The sequence below is a fragment of the Streptomyces sp. RLB3-17 genome, assembly GCF_007113425.2.
GTDB lineage: Bacteria > Actinomycetota > Actinomycetes > Streptomycetales > Streptomycetaceae > Streptomyces > Streptomyces mirabilis_D.
On the sequence record NZ_CP041610.2, the window covers coordinates 3,545,111 to 3,566,410 of the forward strand.

22 protein-coding genes and 1 riboswitch are annotated in these 21,300 nt (G+C 71.2%); of the genes, 12 read left to right on the plus strand and 10 right to left on the minus strand.

Going from position 1 to position 21,300, the window contains the following annotated elements; translation table 11 throughout:
- Positions 1 to 80: 80 nt before the first annotated feature.
- From FNV62_RS16430 to FNV62_RS16450, 5 genes are all read left to right on the plus strand, one after another.
- Entirely contained in the window at positions 81 to 854 is a 774-nt protein-coding gene (locus FNV62_RS16430) for an ATP-binding cassette domain-containing protein (protein ID WP_143601384.1), read from the plus strand.
- Positions 826 to 2,910 carry a YhgE/Pip family protein gene (locus FNV62_RS16435; protein ID WP_143613097.1) on the plus strand — a complete coding sequence of 695 codons (2,085 nt, stop codon included), beginning with the start codon at positions 826 to 828 and terminating at the stop codon, positions 2,908 to 2,910. Before FNV62_RS16430 ends, FNV62_RS16435 begins: the two co-directional genes overlap by 29 nt.
- 11 nt (positions 2,911 to 2,921) lie before the next feature.
- Complete coding sequence (locus tag FNV62_RS16440) at positions 2,922 to 3,548, plus strand: TetR/AcrR family transcriptional regulator (RefSeq protein ID WP_060902067.1); 627 nt, start codon at positions 2,922 to 2,924, stop codon at positions 3,546 to 3,548.
- 392 nt (positions 3,549 to 3,940) lie between these two features.
- Positions 3,941 to 4,555 (plus strand): DUF4126 domain-containing protein, encoded by a 615-nt coding sequence (locus FNV62_RS16445; protein WP_060902066.1) that lies wholly within the window; start codon positions 3,941 to 3,943, stop codon positions 4,553 to 4,555.
- Positions 4,556 to 4,599: 44 nt separating this feature from the next.
- Positions 4,600 to 6,093, plus strand: a complete 1,494-nt coding sequence (locus FNV62_RS16450; protein WP_143607844.1) for a phytoene desaturase family protein — start codon at positions 4,600 to 4,602, stop codon at positions 6,091 to 6,093.
- A 40-nt stretch (positions 6,094 to 6,133) separates the two neighbouring features.
- Here the strand turns inward: FNV62_RS16450 and FNV62_RS16455 are convergent, their stop codons facing one another.
- The 6 genes from FNV62_RS16455 to FNV62_RS16480 form a co-directional block, all read right to left on the minus strand.
- Positions 6,134 to 7,144 (minus strand): hypothetical protein, encoded by a 1,011-nt coding sequence (locus tag FNV62_RS16455; RefSeq protein WP_144315341.1) that lies wholly within the window; start codon positions 7,142 to 7,144, stop codon positions 6,134 to 6,136.
- Positions 7,145 to 7,200: 56 nt separating this feature from the next.
- Positions 7,201 to 8,124: a methylenetetrahydrofolate reductase [NAD(P)H] gene (gene metF / locus FNV62_RS16460; RefSeq protein ID WP_054231510.1), complete on the minus strand. Its 924-nt coding sequence runs from the start codon at positions 8,122 to 8,124 to the stop codon at positions 7,201 to 7,203.
- A 170-nt stretch (positions 8,125 to 8,294) separates the two neighbouring features.
- On the minus strand, positions 8,295 to 8,945 hold the full coding sequence (gene thiE / locus FNV62_RS16465; protein WP_054231511.1) for a thiamine phosphate synthase: 651 nt from the start codon (positions 8,943 to 8,945) through the stop codon (positions 8,295 to 8,297).
- A gap of 132 nt (positions 8,946 to 9,077) precedes the next feature.
- Positions 9,078 to 9,449, minus strand: coding sequence for an Rv2175c family DNA-binding protein (locus tag FNV62_RS16470; protein WP_054231512.1), 372 nt, complete (start codon positions 9,447 to 9,449; stop codon positions 9,078 to 9,080).
- 81 nt (positions 9,450 to 9,530) lie between these two features.
- Entirely contained in the window at positions 9,531 to 10,769 is a 1,239-nt protein-coding gene (locus tag FNV62_RS16475) for an NAD(P)/FAD-dependent oxidoreductase (RefSeq protein ID WP_144315342.1), read from the minus strand.
- Positions 10,770 to 10,801: 32 nt separating this feature from the next.
- Positions 10,802 to 11,152, minus strand: coding sequence for a hypothetical protein (locus tag FNV62_RS16480; protein WP_143601391.1), 351 nt, complete (start codon positions 11,150 to 11,152; stop codon positions 10,802 to 10,804).
- Positions 11,153 to 11,204: 52 nt separating this feature from the next.
- Positions 11,205 to 11,316: riboswitch (TPP riboswitch) on the plus strand.
- On the opposite strand from FNV62_RS16480, the gene thiO reads away from it, so the two are divergent.
- The 5 genes from thiO (at position 11,314) to FNV62_RS16505 (ending at position 16,728) form a co-directional block, all read left to right on the plus strand.
- Positions 11,314 to 12,519 carry a glycine oxidase ThiO gene (gene thiO, locus FNV62_RS16485; RefSeq protein ID WP_143601392.1) on the plus strand — a complete coding sequence of 402 codons (1,206 nt, stop codon included), beginning with the start codon at positions 11,314 to 11,316 and terminating at the stop codon, positions 12,517 to 12,519. Its footprint overlaps the riboswitch before it by 3 nt.
- Positions 12,516 to 12,716: a sulfur carrier protein ThiS gene (gene thiS / locus FNV62_RS16490; RefSeq protein ID WP_060902061.1), complete on the plus strand. Its 201-nt coding sequence runs from the start codon at positions 12,516 to 12,518 to the stop codon at positions 12,714 to 12,716. The genes thiO and thiS overlap by 4 nt, the downstream gene beginning before the upstream one ends.
- A gap of 3 nt (positions 12,717 to 12,719) precedes the next feature.
- Positions 12,720 to 13,514 carry a thiazole synthase gene (locus tag FNV62_RS16495; protein ID WP_143607848.1) on the plus strand — a complete coding sequence of 265 codons (795 nt, stop codon included), beginning with the start codon at positions 12,720 to 12,722 and terminating at the stop codon, positions 13,512 to 13,514.
- Positions 13,515 to 13,772: 258 nt separating this feature from the next.
- A complete protein-coding gene (gene pknB / locus FNV62_RS16500; protein ID WP_225900266.1) occupies positions 13,773 to 15,731 on the plus strand; it encodes a Stk1 family PASTA domain-containing Ser/Thr kinase in 1,959 nt (652 codons plus the stop codon).
- 127 nt (positions 15,732 to 15,858) lie between these two features.
- The gene (locus tag FNV62_RS16505) at positions 15,859 to 16,728 is read left to right on the plus strand and encodes a deoxyribonuclease IV (protein WP_097284325.1); all 870 of its coding nucleotides are present in this window, start codon (positions 15,859 to 15,861) and stop codon (positions 16,726 to 16,728) included.
- 24 nt (positions 16,729 to 16,752) lie between these two features.
- Here the strand turns inward: FNV62_RS16505 and FNV62_RS16510 are convergent, their stop codons facing one another.
- Positions 16,753 to 17,385 carry a sulfite oxidase-like oxidoreductase gene (locus tag FNV62_RS16510; protein ID WP_054231520.1) on the minus strand — a complete coding sequence of 211 codons (633 nt, stop codon included), beginning with the start codon at positions 17,383 to 17,385 and terminating at the stop codon, positions 16,753 to 16,755.
- Between the two features lie 155 nt (positions 17,386 to 17,540).
- Here FNV62_RS16510 and bfr point away from each other — a divergent pair, with 155 nt between their 5' ends.
- Positions 17,541 to 18,020: a bacterioferritin gene (gene bfr / locus FNV62_RS16515; RefSeq protein WP_054231521.1), complete on the plus strand. Its 480-nt coding sequence runs from the start codon at positions 17,541 to 17,543 to the stop codon at positions 18,018 to 18,020.
- On the opposite strand, the gene FNV62_RS16520 is transcribed toward bfr, so the two are convergent.
- The 3 genes from FNV62_RS16520 to FNV62_RS16530 form a co-directional block, all read right to left on the minus strand.
- Complete coding sequence (locus FNV62_RS16520; protein WP_097284326.1) at positions 18,017 to 18,268, minus strand: bacterioferritin-associated ferredoxin; 252 nt, start codon at positions 18,266 to 18,268, stop codon at positions 18,017 to 18,019. The genes bfr and FNV62_RS16520 overlap by 4 nt on opposite strands.
- A gap of 149 nt (positions 18,269 to 18,417) precedes the next feature.
- Positions 18,418 to 19,770 (minus strand): class II 3-deoxy-7-phosphoheptulonate synthase, encoded by a 1,353-nt coding sequence (locus FNV62_RS16525; protein ID WP_054231523.1) that lies wholly within the window; start codon positions 19,768 to 19,770, stop codon positions 18,418 to 18,420.
- Positions 19,771 to 19,908: 138 nt separating this feature from the next.
- Entirely contained in the window at positions 19,909 to 21,114 is a 1,206-nt protein-coding gene (locus FNV62_RS16530; RefSeq protein WP_143607850.1) for a glycoside hydrolase domain-containing protein, read from the minus strand.
- A gap of 124 nt (positions 21,115 to 21,238) precedes the next feature.
- On the opposite strand from FNV62_RS16530, the gene FNV62_RS58005 reads away from it, so the two are divergent.
- Positions 21,239 to 21,295, plus strand: a complete 57-nt coding sequence (locus FNV62_RS58005) for a trp operon leader peptide (RefSeq protein ID WP_071528813.1) — start codon at positions 21,239 to 21,241, stop codon at positions 21,293 to 21,295.
- Positions 21,296 to 21,300: the final 5 nt, after the last annotated feature.

Here is a 21,300-nt window from a genome sequence, read left to right on the forward strand (position 1 = left end):
GGCCTTTGCTTCGATCGAAGGTTCGGGTTAGTTTTTGCACTGACCAGTCAGTTCAAAAATGTTCAGGGGATGGGGACGCTGTGGACGGTCCGCGCGGACTCGGTGTCACGGCCAGCGACTTCGGACTCGAGGGCCCTCGCGGCTGGGCGTTCCGCGGGGTCGGTGTCGATGCGGGGCCCGGCTCGCTGATCGCGGTCGCGGGGCCGTCCGGCTCTGGCCGTACGTGCCTGCTGCTCGCGCTCACGGGCCGGATGCGGTCCACCGAGGGGACGGCCACCGTGGGCGGGGCCACGCTGCCGCGGCAGATGGCCGCGGTGCGTCGCGCGAGCGCGCTGGCCCATGTCCCGGGTGTCACCGACCTGGACCCCGCCCTGACCGTCGGGGAGCACCTGCTCGAACGGGCGCTGCTGCAGCGGCGGTTCGGGGGGTCCCTGAAGGACTCCCTGCGCGGGCCGCTGCGTCCGCGAGCCGAGCGGGCGGCCGAGGGGAAGCTGCGGATCGACTCCGCGCTGGCCGCCGCCGGGCTGGACCGGGAGGCCCTGCCCAAGGGCTCCCGGACCGCCGTACGCGACCTGGAGCGCCTCGAAGCCCTGCGGCTGTCCGTCGCGTTGGCCCTCGTCGGCCGCCCGGGGCTGCTCGGCGTCGACGACACCGACCTCAAGTTGTCGGATGCCGAACGGGCCGAGGTCTGGGCCCTGTTGAAGTCGATCGCCCAGTCGGGCACCACGGTCGTGGCGGTGTGCGGCGAGGCTCCCGACGGAGCCGTCCGCGTGTCCACCCGCCCGACCGACCACACCAGCGAGACCGACGACAAGGAGACGGCCGATGCGCTCGCCGAGACTGGCCGTTCTTGAGCTCAGGCGCTTCGGCCGGGGCAAACTCCCGCGTGCCGCGCTGGCCGCGCTCCTGTTGCTGCCGCTGTTGTACGGCGCCCTCTACCTGTGGTCGTTCTGGGACCCGTACGGCCGCCTTGACCGCATTCCCGTGGCGCTCGTGAACGACGACAAGGGGGCGAGCGTCGCGGGCAAGAAGCTCTCGGCGGGCGAGGACATCACCAAGGGGCTGCGCGACAGCGACACCTTCGAGTGGCACGAGGTGAGCGCGGCCGAGGCCCGCCGGGGTGTCGAGGACGGCACGTACTACCTGTCGCTGACCATGCCGTCCGACTTCAGCCGGAGGATCGCCTCCAGCTCCGGACGGGCTCCGGAGACGGGCGCCCTCCAGGTGCGTACGAACGACGCGAACAACTACATCGTCGGGCAGATCTCACGGACGGTGTTCGGCGAGGTGCGCACGGCGGCGTCCACGAAGGCCTCCCGGTCGTTCCTGGACAAGATCTTCATCTCGTTCTCGGACATCCACGGGGCGACCGAGAAGGCCGCCAAGGGGGCCGACAAACTCAGCGGTGGCATCACCAGGGCCCGGAAGGGCTCCGAGGACCTCGCCGACGGCCTGAAGGACGCCAAGGAGGGCAGTGGCAAGCTCTCCGGGGGCCTGCGGAAGCTCGACAGGGGCGCCGGCGATCTGGCGGACGGCTCGCGGCAGGTCGCCGACGGCACGGGTGCGCTGGCCGACAAGGTCAACGGGGTCGCGGACAAGGTGGGCCCCTTCCTGAAGGACAACGAGAAGTCGATCGGCGACACGGCCCGGCTCGTCGCCGACTCGGCCGCGGGGATCCGCCACAACCTGGACACACTGGTGAAGACGGCCCCGGCCGCCGCCAAGGGCGCCCATACGGCGTCCGACGCGCTGAGCGCCGTCTACAGGGCACGCTGCGAGACCCTGCCGTTGCCCGACGCCGCGTGCCCCGACCTGAAGAAGGCCCGACAGGCGGCCGCGGACGTGGCCGCGGTCGCCGACGACGTGAACACGCTCATCGGCGACCAGAACGGCGATCTCGACCGGCTCGACAAGAATCTGGGCACCCTGCAGAAGCAGGCCCAGGCCCTCGCCGACCGCTCGCCGCACCTCTCCGAAGACCTCACCGACGCCGTCTCCAAGGTCAACAAGCTGAACGAGGGCGCCGAGAAGGTCGCCGCGGGGGCCAAGAAGCTGCGCACGGGGCTCGGCACGGCCAAGACCGGCGCGGCAGACCTCGACACGGGTGTCGGCGAGCTGAAGACGGGCGCGAGCACCCTCGACGAGGGCATGTACAAGCTCGTCGGCGGCTCGGGGCAGCTCGCCGGCGGGCTGCACGACGGAGCCGGGCAGATCCCCGACTACGACCGGCAGGACCGTGACGTGCGCACCCAGGTCATGGCCGACCCGGTGAAGCTCGCCTCCAAGGACCTGCACAAGGCGCCCAACTACGGCACCGGCTTCGCCCCGTACTTCATCCCGCTGTCCCTGTGGGTGGGCGCGATGGTGGCGTACATGCTGATCCAGCCGCTGAACCGGCGCGCGCTCGCGGTGGGTGCCTCGGCCTGGCGCATCGCGCTGGCGGGCTGGCTGCCGGTGGCCGCCCTGGGCGTGCTCCAGACGGTGGCCCTGATGTCCGTGCTGCACTGGGCGATCGGCCTGGAGATGGTGCGGGCGGCCGGAACGGTCGGCTTCCTGTGCCTGGTGACGGCGTGCTTCGCGGCGCTCGTGCAGTGGCTGAACGCACGCTTCGGAGCGGCGGGCCGGATTCTCGTCCTCGCCCTCCTGATGCTCCAGCTGACCTCGGCGGGCGGCACGTACCCCGTCCAGACCAGTCCGGGCTTCTTCAACGCGATCCACCCCTTCTTGCCGATGAGTTACGTCGTCGAGGCCCTCCGCAGGCTCATCACGGGCGGCGGTCTCGGACCGGTCTGGCAGGCGTGCGCCGTCCTCACAGCGTTCACCGCGGGCGCGCTCGCACTCACCGCCCTGTCGGCACACCGCAAGCAGGTGTGGACCCTCGACCGTCTGCACCCCGAGCTGAGCCTGTGACAATCAGGGCCATGGAAAGCAGCAGCACCACGGCAGGTGGCGGCCGTCGCGAGGCGACCCGGCAGAAGCTCTACGAGGCGGCGGTCACCCTCATCGCGGAACAGGGGTTCTCCGCCACCACCGTGGACGAGATCGCCGAGCGGGCCGGGGTCGCGAAAGGCACGGTCTACTACAACTTCGCGAGCAAGTCCGTCCTCTTCGAGGAGTTGCTGCGGCACGGCGTGGGACTCCTCACCGCCTCCCTGCGGGAGGCCGCGGAGCGCACCGAGCGGGACGGCGGCACCAAGGTCGACGCACTGGACGCGATGATCAGGGCCGGACTCGCCTTCATCAACCGCTACCCGGCCTTCACCCAGCTCTACGTGGCCGAGCTGTGGCGCACCAACCGGGCCTGGCAGTCCACGCTCATGGTGGTCCGGCAGGAGGCGGTCGCGGTCGTCGAGGGCGTGCTGCGCGCAGGGGTGGCGAACGGCGAGCTCAGCGACGAGATCGACATTCCGCTGACGGCCGCCGCGCTGGTCGGGATGGTCCTGGTGGCCGCCCTGGACTGGCAGGCCTTCCAGCCGGAGCGTTCCCTGGACGACGTCCACGCGGCGCTGTCGCGGCTGCTCCAGGGCCGCGTGAGCGGCAACCGGTGAGCTGACCGGGTTCGGTACGCAAACGGGGCACGGCGAAGCGCCGGTTCGAGGTGGCCGCGTCCCCCGCGGGCCACCTCGAACCGGCGCTTCGCCGTACTTCCCCGTATCCCCCGTACTCCCCGTTGGGCCCCCGTTCGGTCGTCCCCCGGGTTCCCCCGTGCCTCGCTCCCGCCGACAGAGTCGGCGGAAGGAGCGGCCAAGGGCGCGAGGACCGTTCCGCCGCCCCGTGTCGGCGGTACCGGAGCCGCGCCCCCTTCCGTGCCTCCACTCTCTCTTTCGCGCAGGTCGGGCCCCATCCGCGCGCGTACTCATCTCACTCACTAGGTACGGATACTCAGTCGTACGCACTCATGCCCAGGACGCACCGTCGTCCACTGGTTACGATCGCGTCCGTGTCCGTACTCCCCCTGGTCTTCACCAGCGGCTGGGCCAGTGGCATCAACGCGTACGCGGTGGTGCTGCTCCTCGGCATCTTCGGAGCGACCGGTCTGAGCGACGACGTCCCGGAGTCCCTTCAGCGCCCTGAGATCCTGATCACAGCGGGCGTTCTCTTCCTGTGCGAGGCGGTCGCCGACAAGATCCCGTACGTGGACTCGGTGTGGGACTCGGTGCACACCGTGATCCGCCCGGCGGCGGGGGCGTGGGTCGGGGCCCTGCTCGCCGGGCAGAGCGGTTCGCTCTCCGATCTGGCGGCGGGCGCGATCGGCGGTTCGACGGCGTTGGCGAGCCACACGGTCAAGGCCGGGACGCGGATGGCGATCAACACCTCGCCGGAGCCGTTCAGCAACCTCGTCATGAGCACCGCCGAGGATCTCGGGGTCGCCGGAATCCTGACGTTCGCGATGTTCCACCCCGAGGCCGCGGCGATCATCGCGGGCGTGCTGCTGCTCGCGGGACTGCTGGCGCTCTTCTTCCTGATCTCACGGATCCGCCGGTTCCTGCGCCGCAGGGCCCAGCGCCGGGAGGAGAGACGCCTGGCCGAGCGGGTGGGACAGCCACCCGACTGAGACCGCGGGCCGGGTTGTCGGTGGCGGCCGATAAAGTCGCTGGCATGGGACGGATTGCGGTGATCGGCGCCGGGATGGGCGCGATGGCGGCCGCCGCCCGGCTGGCCGTCGCGGGCCACCGGGTGGTGGTGTACGAGCGCGCGGCGACGTACGGCGGGGCGGTGCGCCGCTTCGAGCGCGACGGCTTCGTGTTCGACACGGGCCCGGGGCTGCTCCCGCTGCCCGCGGTCTACCGCGATCTGTTCGTCAAGACGGGCAAGGAGCCTCTGGAGGCGTGCGTCGAGCTGGTCCAGGTGGACCCGTCCTCGCACCATGTCTTCGCCGAGGGCACGGAGGTCGGTCTGCCGAACGCCTCGCGCGCGGGCGTCGTCACCGCCCTCGACGAGGCCCTCGGGGCGGGCGCGGGCGCACGGTGGGGCGACTTCCTGGTGCGGGCACGCGAGGCCTGGGACCGCACCCGCAGGCCGCTCCTGGAGGAGCCGCTGTGGCCGAACTGGTCGGTGCTCGCCGAGCGCGAGCCCTACCCCTCGGTGCCGCACAAGAAGCTGCTGCGCACCCGCCGCGCCACGACCCTCGCCGAGGTCGGCGCCTGGGAGTTGCGCGACCCGCGCCTCACGGCCCTGCTGGAGAGCCACGCCCTCGCCCACGGGCTCGATCCGCGCGTCACCCCGGCGAGCGCGGCCGTACTGCCGTACATGGAGCACGCCTTCGGCACCTGGTATGTGCGCGGCGGCATACGGGAGTTGGCGCGCGCGGTGTACGAGCGGTGCGTGGCCCGCAGGGTGGAGTTCCGCTTCGAAGCCCCGGTCGCGCGGATCGTCGAGAAGGACGGCCGAGCCACGGGTGTGGAGCTGGCCGACGGCGAGGTCGCGGACGCCGACTTCGTGGTCGCCGGTGTCGCGCCCGGAGCGCTCGACGCCCTGGCCCCCGGGACGGCGCTACGGGGCGGTGACGAGGTCGCGCCGCAGCGCGGGGCACCGAGCAGGCTGACCGTGCTGCTGGCGCTGCGCGGAGGGCGCCCCGAGGGGGTGGCACACCGGACGGTGGTGCACGCGGCGGACCGTACGGAGGAGTTGGACCGGCTCTTCGGTGAGCGTCCGGGGTTCTCCTCCTCGCCCACCGTGACGGTGTCGCGCCCGGACGACCCAGCCCTCGCACCGGACGCGGAGCACGAGGCGGTCACGCTGAGCGTCACGGTCCCGTCGGGCCTGTCGGTGTCCGAGGCGGACGTGGAGGGGGTGCTCGGTGTCGCCGAGCGCGCGATACCGGGCCTGCGCGACCGTCTGCTGTGGCACGAGGCCCGCACTCCTGCCGACTTCGCGGAAGAGACGGGCGCGGACGGCGGCGCCGTCCCCGCCCCGGCGCTCGCCGCGGCGGACGGACGGCTGCTGCACGCGTCGAACACCACCCGTATGCCGGGGCTCTTCGTGGTCGGAGGCTGGGCCCACCCGGGCGGCGGCCTCCCGCACGCGGGCATGTCGGGCGCCCTGGTGTCCGGACTGATCGTGGAGGGACCGCAGTTCCGGGGCTCTCAGTGAGCGCATCGGCGCGCCGGAGGCCGCCCGGGGAGGGCGGCCTTCAGTACCGGTACTGCTCGTCGTACCCGGCGCCGTTGGCGTTGCCGTTGCCGTTGCCCTGGTACGGGTAGGGCTGCTCCGGCGGGAGTTCGCCGCCGTAGGGGTCGTCGGTGTTGCGCTGCTGCGGGACCCAGACGCCGCCGGCCGGGGTCTCGCCGCCGTAGCCGCCGGTGGCGTACTGGTCCTGGCCATAGCCCTGCTGCTGCGTGTACTGCTGGTCGCCGCCGCCGCCGTAGGTCGTGTCGTACGAGGCGCCGTTGTAGGACTGCGTGCCGATGTACGGGTCGGAGTAGGCGGCGTACTGCTGCTGGCCGTTGTCGTAGCCGTACTGCTGCTGGTCGTACCCGGTCGCGTAGCCGTCGTAGGCGTAGGCCTGCTGGTCCTGGGACTGGGCCGCGGCGGCGTAGGACTGGTCGGTGGCGGCGGCCGCGTAGGCGGTGTCGCTGTAGACGCCGTAGGAGCCGGTGTCGTCGGGCAGGGGCTGGGGCTCGTACACGGCGGCGGCCTCGGCGGCCGTCAGGCCGCTGGAACCGGGCGGCATGAACCGGTCGGAGTGCGCGGGCGAGAACACGTCGTCCTCGCGGGTGAAGTCGTCGCCCTGGGGATACGCCGCGTCTCGGGCCAGTCCTTCGGCCCTGGCCTCGGCCCCCTCGGCCGTTTCGAGGTCGGAGACCTCCAGCGCCGGGTCCTGGTGGTCCTCACCGCGGCGTCGCTTGCTCTTGCCGAGGCCCTTGTCGGCGCCGCCCTCGGCACCCTGCCGGTTGCCCACGGCCCAGCCCTCCGCGAAACCGCGGCGGAACGACAGGGTGACGTACGTCTGGCCGACCGCGAAGGCCGCCGCGCCGAGCCCGATGACGATCACGGAGGGAATCAGCACGCCGAAGACGACACCGAGGAAGCCCACGAACGCGAGCAGGCGCCAGCGCAACCGCGCCTTGTACTGCAGCAGGACCTCGCCGAGCAGCCACAGCGCGACGATGCCGAACGCGATATAGAGGACCGTCCAGCCCATGTACGCCCCTCTCCCAGTGGCCGCTACGCAGTGTGTCGTACGTGGGTGCGACCGGTCTAGGCCTGCTGCGGGTGGTGCAGGCCCAGATTCTCGTAGATTTCCAGCGTCGCCGTGGAGTTGTTGAGCGTGATGAAGTGAAGTCCGGGGACTCCCTCGTCCAGCAGCCTCGCGCAGAACTCCGTCGCGAACTCGATCCCAATGGAGCGTACAGCCGCCGGATCGTCTTTGGCTGTGAGGATCCGCTCTTTCAGGACGTCCGGGAACGAAGCGTTGCTGAGCTTCGGAAGTCGTTCCAGCATCTTCACACTCGTCACCGGCATGACCTCCGGGATGACCGGTGTCGTACAGCCGGCCGCCACCACCCGGTCACGCAGGCGCAGATACGACTCGGGCTGGAAGAACATCTGGGTGATGGCGTAGTCCGCGCCGGCCCGGCACTTGTCGACGAAGTGCGCGACGTCCACGTCCCAGTCCGCGGAGCGGGGGTGCATCTCGGGGAAGGCGGCGACGCCGACACAGAAGTCGCCGGACTCCTTGATGAGACGGACGAGTTCGGCGGCGTAGGTCAGCCCCTGGGGGTGCGGGACCCACTCGCCCATCGGGTCGCCCGGCGGGTCGCCGCGGACCGCGAGCATGTTCCGGATGCCGGCGTCGGCGTACTGGCCGATGATGTTGCGCAGTTCGGCGATGGAGTGGTTGACCGCGGTGAGGTGGGCGACCGGGGTGAGCGTCGTGTCGGCGACGATCTGCTCGGTCTCCTTGACCGTGCCCGCGCGGGTGGAGCCACCGGCACCGTAGGTGACGGAGACGAAGTCGGGGGCGACGGCCTCGACGCGGCGCAGCGCGTTCCACAGGTTCCGCTCGCCCTTGGGGGTTTTCGGCGCGGAGAACTCGAAGGAGTACGTCGCCTTGCCGGTGCCGAGCATGTCACGCACGGTGCGTGCGCGATCAGTCCTGGTGGAAGCAGATCCGAGGGCCATACCGGCAGGTTAGTCAGGGGGCGGCGGTCTCCCAACCGAACCGACGCCAATTGTCCGATTTGTCGACTTCTTGTCCACCCCTCGGACACCTGTCGGGACAACCGGTCCGATCGTTGATCGGACCATCGACGCGCCCGGGGGGCACGGCCTGTGCCTGACGCGGCCGCCACTCACACCTGACGCAGCCGCTTCGCGAACTCTCCCGCCGCCGCGCCGGGATCCGCCGCCTCGGTGATCGCCCGGACGACGACGACCCGGCGGGCGCCCGCCTCCAGGACCTCGTCGAGGTTGCCGAGGTCGATGCCGCCGATGGCGAACCAGGGGCGGTCGGTGACGAGGGAGGCCGTGTGACGGACCAGGCCGAGACCCGGGGCGTGGCGGCCGGGCTTGGTGGGGGTGGGCCAGCAGGGGCCGGTGCAGAAGTAGTCCACGCCGTCCTGGACGGCGGCGGCCGCGGCCTCGGACTCGGCGTGCGTGGAGCGGCCGATCAGGACCTCGTCGCCGAGGATCGCGCGGGCGGCGGGGACCGGGAGGTCGCCCTGGCCCAGGTGGAGTACGTCGGCGCCGATGGCGTGGGCGACGTCCGCCCGGTCGTTGACCGCGAGGAGCTTGCCGTGGCGGGCGCAGGCGTCCGCGAAGACCTGGAGGTGGTCCAGTTCCTCGGCGGCCTCCATGCCCTTGTCGCGCAGCTGCACGATGTCGACGCCGCCGGTCAGGACCGCGTCCAGGAAGTCGGCGAGGTCGCCCTGGCGCTTGCGGGCGTCCGTGCAGAGGTAGACGCGGGCGTCGGCGAGGCGGGTGCGGGCGGCGTTCTCGGGCATGCGTGTGTCCCCCGTGGTGCGGTGCGTACGGATGTCGTACGCACCCTACGGACGTGGTGCGGTGCGTACGGACCGCGGCGGCCGGGGTGGTCCGGGGCCGGCCGTGGTCCGTACGCCGGAGGGTCGGTCGAATCAGACGGCGAGCGCCTGGGCGCGGCGCTTCACCTCCGTGCCGCGATTCTCGCTCAGAGCCTGCGCGGGGGTGCCGGGCAGACTCGGGTCGGGGGTGAAGAGCCACTCGAGCATCTCTTCGTCGGAGAAGCCGTCGTCCCGCAGGAGCGTCAAGGTGCCGGTCAGGCCCTTGACGACCTTCTGCTCGTTCCCGTCGATGAAGGCGGCGGGGACGTGCAGCGCGCGGTTCTCACCACGGCGTACGGCGATCAGCTGGCCCTCCTTGACCAACTGCCGGACGCGGGTCACCTCGACGCCGAGCTGTTCGGCGATGTCGGGGAGGGTGAGCCAGGCGGGGACGAGAGCATCGATCTTTGCGTCAATCTCGGTCACGGGACAAGCCTGCCATCCCGGACTGACACTCGGTACCCGAGCGCCCCCCGGACCGCCGTCCGGGCGACGGAAACCGGGCGGTCATGCCGTGGCGTCCTTCAGGGGGCGGGACGGGTCGGCCAGGATGTCCGGGTTCATGGGCATGCCCGCCTCGATCAGGCGGCGGCCCTGGGCCAGGTCACGGGGACGCCCCACGGCCAGCAGGGCGACGAGGCGGCTCTCGCGGAGCCAGCACACCGTCCAGGCCGCGCCCGACGGGTCGCCCCGCCAGACGGTCGTATCGGCGGGGGCGTGATGGCCGACGTACTGGACGAAGCGGCCGAACTGCTCGGACCAGAAGTACGGGACCGGGTCGTACGCCACCGGGGCCTCGCCGATGATGTTCGCCGCGACCGTGCGCGGCGCCTGGAGGGCGTTGTCCCAGTGGTGGACGAGGAGGCGCTCCTCGTAGCGGCCCGACGGGAAGGAGGCGCAGTCGCCGACCGCGTAGACGTCCGGCACGGAGGTGCGCAGGTGGCTGTCGGCGACCACTTCGCGGTGGGCGCCGAGCTCGATGCCGGAGCCGGCCAGCCAGGCAGTGGCGGGGCGCGCGCCGATGCCGACGACCACGGCGCCCGCCGGCACCCGCGTGCCGTCGTCAAGGACCACCGCGCCGGGCTCGACGCGCTCCACGCGCGCGTGGGTGCGCAGCGACGCGCCGCTGTCCGTGTACCAGGCGGTCATCGGCGCGGCCACCTCCGCGGGCAGCGCGCCGGCCAGCGGCCGGTCGGCGGCCTCGACGACCGTGACCGCGCACCCGGCCTCACGTGCCGCCGTCGCGAACTCCGCACCGATCCAGCCCGCCCCGACGACCACGATGTCGTGCTGCTGGGCGAGCACGGGGCGCAGCCGCTCGGCGTCGTCCAGGGTCCGCAGCAGATGGACGCCGGGAACGCCCTCCGAGCCCGGCAGCTGGATCGGTTCCGCGCCGGTCGCGAGGACCAGGACGTCGTAGGGCACCGGTCCCGCCTCGGTGTCCAGCTCGTGGTCCGCGGGCCGCAGGCCCAGGGCCTCGCAGCCGAGCCGCAGTTCGATGTCCAGCGCCTCGAAGTCGATGTCGAAGGCGGAGCCCTCGGCCTTGCCGAGCAGCACCGCCTTGGACAGGGGTGGCCGGTCGTAGGGCTGGTGCGGCTCGGCGCCGATCAGCGTCACATCCCCGGTGAAGCCCTGTTCCCGCAGGGCGACCGCCGTCTGTACGCCGGCCATGCCCGCGCCCACGATGACGACCCGCCGTGCCGTACGCCCCTGCGCCCGCACCTGTGCCCGCGTCTGCTCGCTCACCTGATCACCATAGACAACTGACAATCTGTCAGTCAGGGGACGTGCGCAGTGACCTGTTCCACAACGCTCGTACCGCTCCCGTCCTGGGACTCCCACGCCCAGGTCTCCTCCAGGCGCAACCGTCCGTCGGGCAGCTCCACGACCACGGACACGCAGTGGCCCGACGAGGTGCTGCCGTCGTGTTTCAGCTGCACGTACCGGAAGTCGAGGCGGTCGCCCTCCCGCGTCCCCACGAGGTGACCGCGTACGACGTCCCCGCCCGCGTACTCGGCCCAGATCTCGCCGTCCTTCTCGTGGTAGGTGAACCGGGTGCGTGTACCGACCTGCCCGGGGGCCTGGTCGGCGACCGGGGCGAGGACCAGGCCGTCGAGCGTACGGGCCATGGACGGAGGCTCCCTTACTGAGACATACGGCAGCGGGCTAGGGTGGCCAACGTAAAGCACTCGCGGGAGCCCGGACGCACCGGGCTGAGAGGGAGGCTGGCGGCCTCCGACCGTACGAACCTGATCCGGGTCATGCCGGCGAAGGGAGGGGCTGGACGCCCATGTCGCCTACGCGTACACCTGCACGTTCCTCGGATGCGCCGTCATCGGACGCACGTGTGTCAGACGTCCTCGTCATCGGGGGCGGGATCATCGGTCTCGTGACCGCCTGGCGGGCCGCGCAGCGCGGGTTCACGGTCGCGGTCGTGGACCCCGAGCCGGGCGGCGGGGCGGCACGGGTGGCCGCCGGAATGCTCGCCGCCGTCACCGAGCTGCACTACGGCGAGCAGACCCTGCTGGGCCTGAACCTCGCCTCCGCACGCCGCTATCCCGACTTCGCCGCCGAACTCACCGAGGCGAGCGGCCAGGACCTCGGCTACCGCCGGTGCGGCACTCTGGCCGTCGCCATGGACGCCGACGACCGGGCCCACCTGCGCGAACTGCACGCCTTGCAACACCGCTCGGGGCTCGAATCGGAGTGGCTCAGCGGCCGGGAGTGCCGCCGTCTGGAGCCCATGCTCGCGCCGGGCGTGCGCGGCGGGCTGCGGGTCGACGGCGACCACCAGATCGACCCGCGTCGGCTCGCGAAGGCCCTGGTCACGGCGTGCGAGCGGGCCGGAGTGGAGTTCCACCGGACATGGGCGGAGCGCCTGACCGTCGTACGGGACCGGGCCGCCGGGGTCGTCACGACGGGCGGCGAACAGCTGGCGGCGGGGCAGGTGGTGCTCGCCGCGGGGAGCCTCAGCGGAAAGCTCCCGGGCGTGCCCGCCGACGTACTGCCGCCCGTACGGCCCGTGAAGGGTCAGGTGCTGCGGCTGACCGTGCCGAAGCGGTACGCGCCGTTCCTAAGCCGGACCGTGCGGGCCGTGGTGCGCGGCAGCCAGGTCTATCTGGTGCCGCGGGAGAACGGTGAGCTCGTCGTGGGCGCCACCAGCGAGGAGCTGGGCTGGGACACGACGGTGACCGCGGGCGGGGTCTACGAGCTGCTGCGCGACGCCCACGAGCTGGTGCCCGGGATCACCGAGCTGCCGCTCACCGAGACGCGCGCGGGCCTGCGGCCCGGGTCGCCCGACAACGCGCCGCTGCTCGGCCCGACCGCGCTCGACGGGCTGCTGCTGGCCACCGGGCACTACCGCAACGGCGTCCTGCTCACGCCCGTCACCGGGGACGCCATGGCGCACGTCCTGACCACCGGCGAGCTCCCGGAAGAGGCCCGCCCCTTCGCCCCCGGGCGCTTCAGCACCGCACTCACGGAGCAGACCGTATGAACATCTTCGTCAACGGAGAGCGACGGCTCGTCGCCGCCGACACGGCCCTCGACACGCTCGTCGCCACCCTCACCGTCGCGCCCTCCGGCGTCGCCGCCGCGCTCAACGAAACCGTCGTCCCGCGCACGCGGTGGTCGTCCACGGCCCTCTCCGAGGGAGACCGCGTCGAAGTCCTCACCGCAGTCCAAGGAGGCTGAACCATGGCCGACGATCCGTTTGTCCTCGCAGGTACGTCCTTCTCGTCCCGGCTGATCATGGGTACGGGGGGTGCGCCCAGCCTCGACGTCCTGGAGCGGTCGCTCGTGGCGTCCGGCACGGAGCTGACGACGGTCGCGATGCGGCGGGTGAATCCCTCGGCGCACGGCTCGGTGCTGTCCGTGCTCGACAAGCTGGGCATCCGGGTGCTGCCGAACACGGCGGGGTGTTTCACCGCGGGCGAGGCCGTGCTGACCGCGCGGCTCGCGCGGGAAGCGCTCGGTACGGAGCTGATCAAGCTGGAGGTCATCGCCGACGAGCGGACCCTGCTGCCGGATCCGATCGAGTTGCTGGACGCCGCCGAGACGCTGGTCGACGACGGGTTCACCGTGCTGCCGTACACCAACGACGATCCTGTGCTCGCGCGGAAGCTGGAGGACGTGGGGTGCGCGGCGGTCATGCCGCTCGGGTCGCCCATCGGGTCCGGTCTCGGCATCCGCAACCCGCACAACTTCCAGCTGATCGTGGAGCACGCGCGTGTGCCGGTGATTCTGGACGCGGGGGCCGGTACGGCGTCGGATGCGGCGTTCGCGATGGAGCTGGGGTGTGCGGGCGTCATGCTGGCGTCGGCCGTGACCCGGGCGCAGGAGCCGGTGCTGATGGCCGAGGGCATGAAGCACGCGGTGGAAGCCGGGCGGCTCGCCTGGCGTGCGGGGCGGATTCCTCGGCGGCACTTCGCCTCCGCGTCGTCTCCTGCGGAGGGGCTGGCGCGGTTGGACCCTGAGCGTCCTGCTTTCTAGGCGCCCGGCGCCGGTGTGTTGTTTCTCCCGCCCGCGCTCCGTCCGTTTCCAGTCGGCTGGAAAGTGGGGGTCGCCTGTGGGGGCGGGGCGCCGTTGGCGGCTGGGGGGGTGGCGGGGCAGGCTGCCTTACCTTCCCTGTGCACGACATGTGGACCGGATCGATCTGGCGTGCGAGATCCGTCACAGGTCGGCTGCAGTCCCGCTCCGGAATTGGCCGGAAGGGTGGGGGTGACAGTGGCGGCTCGTAGACTCGCCTGCGTGGATACGACCCTTCAGGACCCGCTTGTCGGGCAAGTGCTCGACGGCCGCTACCGCGTCGACGCACGGATCGCGGTCGGCGGGATGGCCACGGTCTACCGGGCCCTGGACACCCGCCTCGACCGCGTGCTCGCGCTCAAGGTGATGCACCCGACGCTGGCCGCCGACGGCTCGTTCGTCGAGCGGTTCATCCGGGAGGCCAAGTCGGTGGCCCGGCTCGCGCACCCCAACGTGGTGCAGGTCTTCGACCAGGGCGCGGACGGGTCGTACGTCTACCTGGCCATGGAGTACGTCGCCGGCTGCACCCTGCGTGACGTGCTGCGCGAGCGGGGGGCGCTGCAACCGCGGGCCGCCCTGGACGTCCTGGAGCCGGTGCTCGCCGCGCTCGGCGCCGCGCACCGCGCCGGGTTCGTGCACCGCGACATGAAGCCGGAGAACGTCCTGATAGGGGACGACGGGCGGGTCAAGGTGGCCGACTTCGGCCTCGTCCGGGCCGTGGACACCGTCACGAACACGACAGGGTCCGTCCTCGGCACCGTGTCGTACCTCGCCCCCGAACAGATCGAGCACGGCACCGCGGACACCCGCGTCGACGTCTACGCCTGCGGGGTCGTCCTCTACGAGATGCTCACCGGCGGCAAGCCGCATTCCGGGGACTCCCCCGCCCAGGTGCTCTACCAGCACCTGCACGCGGATGTGCCGCCGCCCTCGGCCGCCGTGCCCGGAATGCCGTACGCCCTGGACGAGCTGGTCGCCGCGGCGACCGCCCGCAACCCCGAGGTGCGCCCGCACGACGCGGTGGCGCTGCTCGGCCAGGTCCTCCAGGCGCGGGCCGGTCTCACCGCCGAGCAGCTCGACGCCATACCCCCGCAGGCGCTCGCCGTGGGACACGACAACGCGGGCGACCGTACGAGCGTGATCCCGCGCTCGCTGTCCGTGCCCCGCCTGCTGCCGGTGAACGAGGGCCACGAGGACGGCGGCGACGCCGGCGACCCGGTGAACCGGACCAGTCGGTTCGAGCAGACCAGCCGGTTCGAGTCCGGACCGCCCGCTCCCCCGCGGCGCGGCTCACGGCCCCGGCGCGGCATGTTCGCGATCATCGCCGCGGTCGTGCTGGTGCTCGGGCTCGGCGCGGGCGTCTGGTACATCAATTCCGGCCAGTTCACCAAGGTCCCGCTGCTGCTGGCGAAGACCGAGGCGCAGGCCAGGACGCGGATCGAGCACGCCGGTCTCGACGTCGGGCAGATCAAGCACGCCTACAGCGACACCGTGAAGCGCGGCACTGTGATCAGCAGCGACCCGGCGCCCGGCGCCCGCATCCGGGACAACGACTCCGTCACACTGACCATCTCCAACGGGCCGGAGACGGTGAAGGTGCCCGACCTGACGGGACTCGCGCTGTTCAAGGCGCGGGAGGTCCTGAAGGGGGACGGGCTCGCCGCGGGCATGGTCACCCGGGAGTTCAGCCAGGACGTTCCCAAGGGCTTCGTGATCAGTTCGGATCCGGGCGCGGGCACGGAGCGGCACGCCGGTTCGGCCATCGCCCTCACCGTCAGCAAGGGCAGCCCGGTGGAGGTCGCGGACGTCACGGGCGCGTCCGTCGCTGACGCCACCTCGGAGCTGGAGCAGGCGGGCCTGAAGGTGAAGATCGCCACCCAGCAGGTCAACTCGGAGTTCGACCAGGGCCAGATCGCCCAGCAGTCGCCGAAGGCGGGCAGCCAGGTCGCCGGGGGCGACACCGTCACGCTGACCGTCTCCAAGGGCCCCGAGATGGTCTCGGTGCCGGACGTGGTGGGCGCCACCGTGGACGACGCGAAGAAGACGCTGGAGGACGCCGGCTTCCAGGTCAACGAGGACCGCGGGCTGCTCGGGCTCTTCGGGGACCACGTCAAGAGCCAGTCGGTGGAGGGCGGCAAGACCGCGCCCAAGGGGTCGACGATCTCCATCGTGATCCGCTGAACCACAGCGGCGCTGAGGCCACGGCGTTGCCGTGGCCTCGACAATGCCGAGGCCACGGCGACTCTCAGATCCACGGCAGTGAGGTCCGCCGACGGGCCGTCCGGGAGCGCGTGACACCCTGAAGGGCGTGACCAGCAAGCAGCTCCGCAACCCCGTCGGCGGCCATGTCCCCGTGGCCGGCGGCCTCAGCTCCGTCGGCCTGACCTACGCGCGCGAGATGGGCGCCGAGACCGTCCAGGTCTTCGTCGCCAACCCGCGCGGCTGGGCGACGCCCGTCGGCAGTCCCCGCCAGGACGAGGAGTTCCGGGCGGCCTGCGCCGCCGAGTCGATACCCGCGTACGTCCACGCCCCCTATCTGATCAACTTCGGCTCGCACACCGAGGCGACGGTCGAGAAGTCCGTGGAGTCGCTGCGGCACTCGCTGCGGCGGGGCCGGGAGATCGGGGCGCTCGGCGTGGTCGTGCACACGGGGAGCGCCACGGGAGGCCGGGAGCGGTCCGTCGCCCTGAGGCAGGTACGTGAGCATCTGCTGCCCCTGCTGGACGAGCTGACGCATGACGACGACCCGTATCTGCTTCTGGAGTCGACCGCGGGCCAGGGCGCCTCGCTCTGCTCGCGCACCTGGGACTTCGGGCCGTACTTCGAGGCGCTGGACGCCCATCCGAAGCTGGGCGTGTGCCTCGACACCTGCCACATCTACGCGGCGGGGCACGACCTGACCGGCCCGAGCGGCATGCACCAGACGCTCGACCTGCTGGTGGACACGGTCGGCGCGGGCCGGCTCAAGCTGATCCACGCCAACGACTCCAAGGACGTGGTCGGCGCCCACAAGGACCGCCACGAGAACATCGGCTCCGGTCACATCGGCGAGGACCCGTTCCGCGCGCTGATGACCCACCCCGCCACCGAGGGCGTGCCCCTGATCATCGAGACGCCGGGCGGGAAGGAGGGGCACGCGGCGGACGTGGAGCGCCTGAAGAAACTCAGGGACGGCTGACGCCGCCGGAGAAGGCGGGCCGGGTCAGAGCTCGGGGCCGTCCCCGGGCTCCTCCTGGTAGGAGTAGCGCTGTTCGCGCCAGGGGTCGCCGATGTTGTGGTAGCCGCGCTCCTCCCAGAAGCCGCGGCGGTCGGCCGTCATGTACTCGACGCCGCGCACCCACTTGGGGCCCTTCCAGGCGTAGAGGTGGGGGACGACGAGGCGGAGCGGGAAGCCGTGCTCGGCGGTGAGGAGTTCGCCGTCCTTGTGGGTGGCGAAGATCGTGCGGTCGGAGGCGAAGTCGTCGAGGCGCAGATTCGAGCTGAAGCCGTACTCCGCCCAGACCATGACATGGGTGACGGCGGGCGCGGGCGGGGCGATCTCCAGGATCGTGCGCGCCGGGATACCGCCCCATTCGGCCCCGATCATGCTGAACTTCGTGACGCAGTGCAGATCGGCCACGACCGAGGTGTACGGCAGGGCCGTGAACTCCTCGTGGGTCCAGCAGTGCTTCTCACCGTCGGCGGTGGCGCCGAAGACCCTGAACTCCCAGCGTTCGGGACGGAACTTGGGTACGGGACCGTAGTGCGTGACCGGCCAGCCGCGCTGCAGTCGCTGCCCCGGCGGAAGCTCCGACTGTGCCGCTTCTCCCGTTCCACGTCCCACCGGCTGACCCATGACTCCATCCTGACAGACCCGGGACAGTGCACATGACCAGCCCAGTACGGAATCGGGCAACTCGTACTAAGCGTGCACTTACTGGACGGCCCGGGACGCCGATGCGAGGATGCGGCGCAATCTGCCCAGTCCCTCGCTTGGAAGGAGCCTCTGCGATGCAGGGCGACCCCGAGGTCATCGAATTCCTCAACGAGCAGCTGACCGGTGAGCTGACCGCGATCAACCAGTACTTCCTGCACGCGAAGATGCAGGAGAACTTCGGCTGGACGAAGCTCGCGAAGTACACGCGCCACGAGTCCTTCGACGAGATGAAGCACGCGGAGGTGCTCACCGACCGGATCCTCTTCCTGGAGGGCCTGCCGAACTACCAGCGGCTCTTCCACGTCCGGGTGGGCCAGACCGTCACCGAGATGTTCCAGGCCGACCGGCAGGTGGAGGTCGAGGCGATCGACCGCCTCAAGCGCGGGATCGAGGTGATGCGCAACAAGGGCGACATCACGTCCGCGAACATCTTCGAGTCGATCCTCGAGGACGAGGAGCACCACATCGACTACCTGGACACCCAGCTGGAGCTCGTGGAGAAGCTCGGTGAGGCGCTCTACATCGCGCAGGTGATCGAGCAGCCGGAAAGCTAGGCGGCTTCTTCCAGGCCCTGCGCCGGGGACAGCTCGGCCAGTACCGGCTTGCCCTTCTCGGCCAGCTCACGGCGGGGGCAGGCGCCACGGCCGAGGATCGCCTGGATGCTGCGGACGCAGGAGCCGCAGTCCGTGCCCGCCTTGGAGGCGGAGGCTATCTGGCGGGGCGTGCAGGCGCCGTTCTTCGCGTGCTGCTTGACCTGCTGTTCGGTGACCCCGAAGCAGCTGCATACGTACACGCGGTTCACCTCCCGGCGGGATTGATGTCTGGCGCCGTCCCGTTAATCGGTGAGGCTAACCTAACCTTACCCATCACTCAGGAACCGCAAAAGTGGGAGGGGGCGCGGATCGTATGTGATCCGCGCCCCACTTCACTCAGGTGTAACAGGCGAACCCGTCACTGGTCCCTGTACATCTCCGCGACCAGGAAGGCCAGGTCGAGGGACTGGCTGCGGTTCAGACGCGGGTCGCAGGCCGTCTCGTAGCGCTGGTGGAGGTCGTCGACGAAGATCTCGTCGCCGCCGCCCACGCACTCGGTGACGTCGTCACCGGTGAGCTCGACGTGGATGCCGCCCGGGTGCGTGCCCAGACCCTTGTGGACCTCGAAGAAGCCCTTGACCTCGTCGAGCACGTCGTCGAAGCGGCGGGTCTTGTGGCCGGAGGCCGCCTCGAAGGTGTTGCCGTGCATCGGGTCGGTCACCCAGGCCACCACCGCGCCCGAGGCCGTGACCTTCTCCACCAGCTCGGGGAGCTTGTCGCGGACCTTGTCGGCGCCCATCCGCACGATGAAGGTCAGCCGGCCGGGCTCGCGGTCCGGGTCGAGGCGGTCGATGTACTGGAGTGCCTCCTCGGCCGTCGTCGTCGGGCCGAGCTTGATGCCGATCGGGTTGCGGATCCGCGAGGCGAACTCGATGTGCGCGCCGTCCAGCTGCCGGGTGCGCTCGCCGATCCACACCATGTGGCCCGAGACGTCGTACAGCTGACCCGTACGCGAGTCGACCCTGGTCAGCGCCGCTTCGTAGTCGAGGAGCAGCGCCTCGTGGGAGGCGTAGAACTCGACGGTCTTGAACTCCTCCGGGTCGGTCCCGCAGGCCCGCATGAAGTTCATCGCGTTGTCGATCTCCCGCGCCAGCTGCTCGTAGCGCTGCCCGGACGGGGAGGACTTCACGAAGTCCTGGTTCCAGGCGTGCACCTGGCGCAGGTCGGCGTAGCCGCCGGTGGTGAAGGCGCGCACCAGGTTGAGCGTGGAGGCGGAGGCGTTGTACATCCGCTTCAGACGCTCGGGGTCCGGGATGCGGGCCTTCTCGTCGAAGTCGAAGCCGTTGACCGAGTCACCGCGGTACGTCGGCAGGGTCACGCCATCGCGGGTCTCGGTCCCCTTGGAGCGCGGCTTGGAGTACTGGCCGGCGATGCGGCCGACCTTCACGACCGGCACCGAGGCGGCGTACGTGAGCACGGCGCCCATCTGGAGCAGGGTCTTGAGCTTGTTGCGGATGTGGTCGGCCGACACCGCGTCGAAGGCCTCGGCGCAGTCGCCACCCTGGAGAAGGAACGCCTCTCCCTTGGCGACGGACGCCATCCGGGCGCGCAGCTGGTCGCACTCGCCCGCGAAGACGAGCGGCGGATACGACTCGAGGTCCGCGATCACATCGCGCAGAGCCTCGGCATCGGGGTACTCGGGCTGCTGCGCCGCGGGCAGGTCTCGCCAGGTGTTGCCAGCGCTTGCGCTGGGCTTAGCGTTCACGGTCACCCTGACAACATTACGGGGTCGTGTCGGGCGTCCATCCCCATGCCCATCAATTGAGACGGACCGCGCTCGATCGGGACGCGCTCCGGGCGGCCGCACGGCAGGCCCCGCGGCCGCCCGGAGCGGGCGGGTGGCCAGGCGCTACCCCACGTCGAGCTTGTCGCGGTCGATGGAGATCGTCACGCCGCCGTGCGTCTCGGTCGTGTCGCCCACGTACTGGTGGATGCGCTGGTGGTCGGCCCACAGGTTCGCGGGGATCGTCGGGTCGGTGGTCGTCGACTTGCCGTTCCAGCGGGCGAAGTGGAGCACGTCGGGCAGCGTGACGCGGCTCTTGTTGGCGACCAGGTCGGTGACCAGGGACGAGGTGTTGCCGTAGACGCCGGAGCGGTAGCCCAGTGCGTGCAGGCGCTTGGTGTAGGCGTCGAGGTACGACAGCACCCGGCTGGTGACGGTGGAGCCGGGGGTGTAGTTCTCCAGGTCGTCGTAGATCACCGTGCCCTTGGGGAAGCCCAGCGTGGTGGCCTGCTCGACGGCGTCGTCGGCGGCCTCGGTGCCCTGCGGCGCGGGGTCGGTGATCGCCTCGCAGCCGCCTTTGCAGCTGCCGCCGTCGGAGGTGGGCTGGCGGCCGACGTACAGCGGGAAGAACCGCCAGCCGTTCGCGTACTGCGTCCGCAGCCAGCCGGCGGTGAGTCTGCTCTGGGCGCAGGCGCGGTTGACCCCGCCGATGTAGACGCCGACGGCCCCGTAGTCGGAGTCGTCCCGCCAGGCGTCCATCGCCGTCTGGCCCGGCGCGGTGCAGGCGTCGAAGCCCTCGCCGCGGAAGGACGTCGCGTCGGCGGGCAGCGGTGCCGCGGCGGGCGCGCCCGCGGTCACGTCGGTCCCCGCGGCGGCGTTCGGCAGACCGGCGTCGCGCAGGATGTCCTGGATCCTCGTACGGTCCTTCGCGTACGCGGCGGTCACGGCGATCCGGTCGGCGGTGACCCGGAACGTGCGGGCCGTGCGGTTCTCGCTGGCGGTGCGGCCCTTGACGACGGACGGCTGGATCAGGAACGCCTCGGTACGTCCCCTCGCCGCCGCCGGACACTGCTGCTGGTCGCCGGGCGTTCCGAGGTACACGGCGTGCCGGTCGAACCGGACACAGACATCCGGATGTTTCTCCAGGTCCACGATCGGCCAGGAGGCGGGGACGGTGAACTCGTGGCCGCGGTAGGTGACCTTGACGGTGTCGTCGGTCCCGGCGGCGCGTGCGGCGCCGAGCGGGGCGGCGGCGAGGGCCGTGGCGGCGGCGCACACGGCGAGCGTTCGGACGCCGCCGCGGCGGGGCCGGGGTGAACGGGCTGCGTACATGGTTGTCTCCTCGGTCGGGCTTCCTGGGCCATGCCATCCATGGCCGGTGACCGAGCAGTAGGAACGCAGGGCGCGGACGGTTCACGCTGTTGCCCGCCCCCTGACGTCGGGTAAGGTGCGGCGCATGTTCGCGCACTCGACCCAGAACTGGTGGTGGACCGCTCATCCGGCGGCCCACTGACTGCG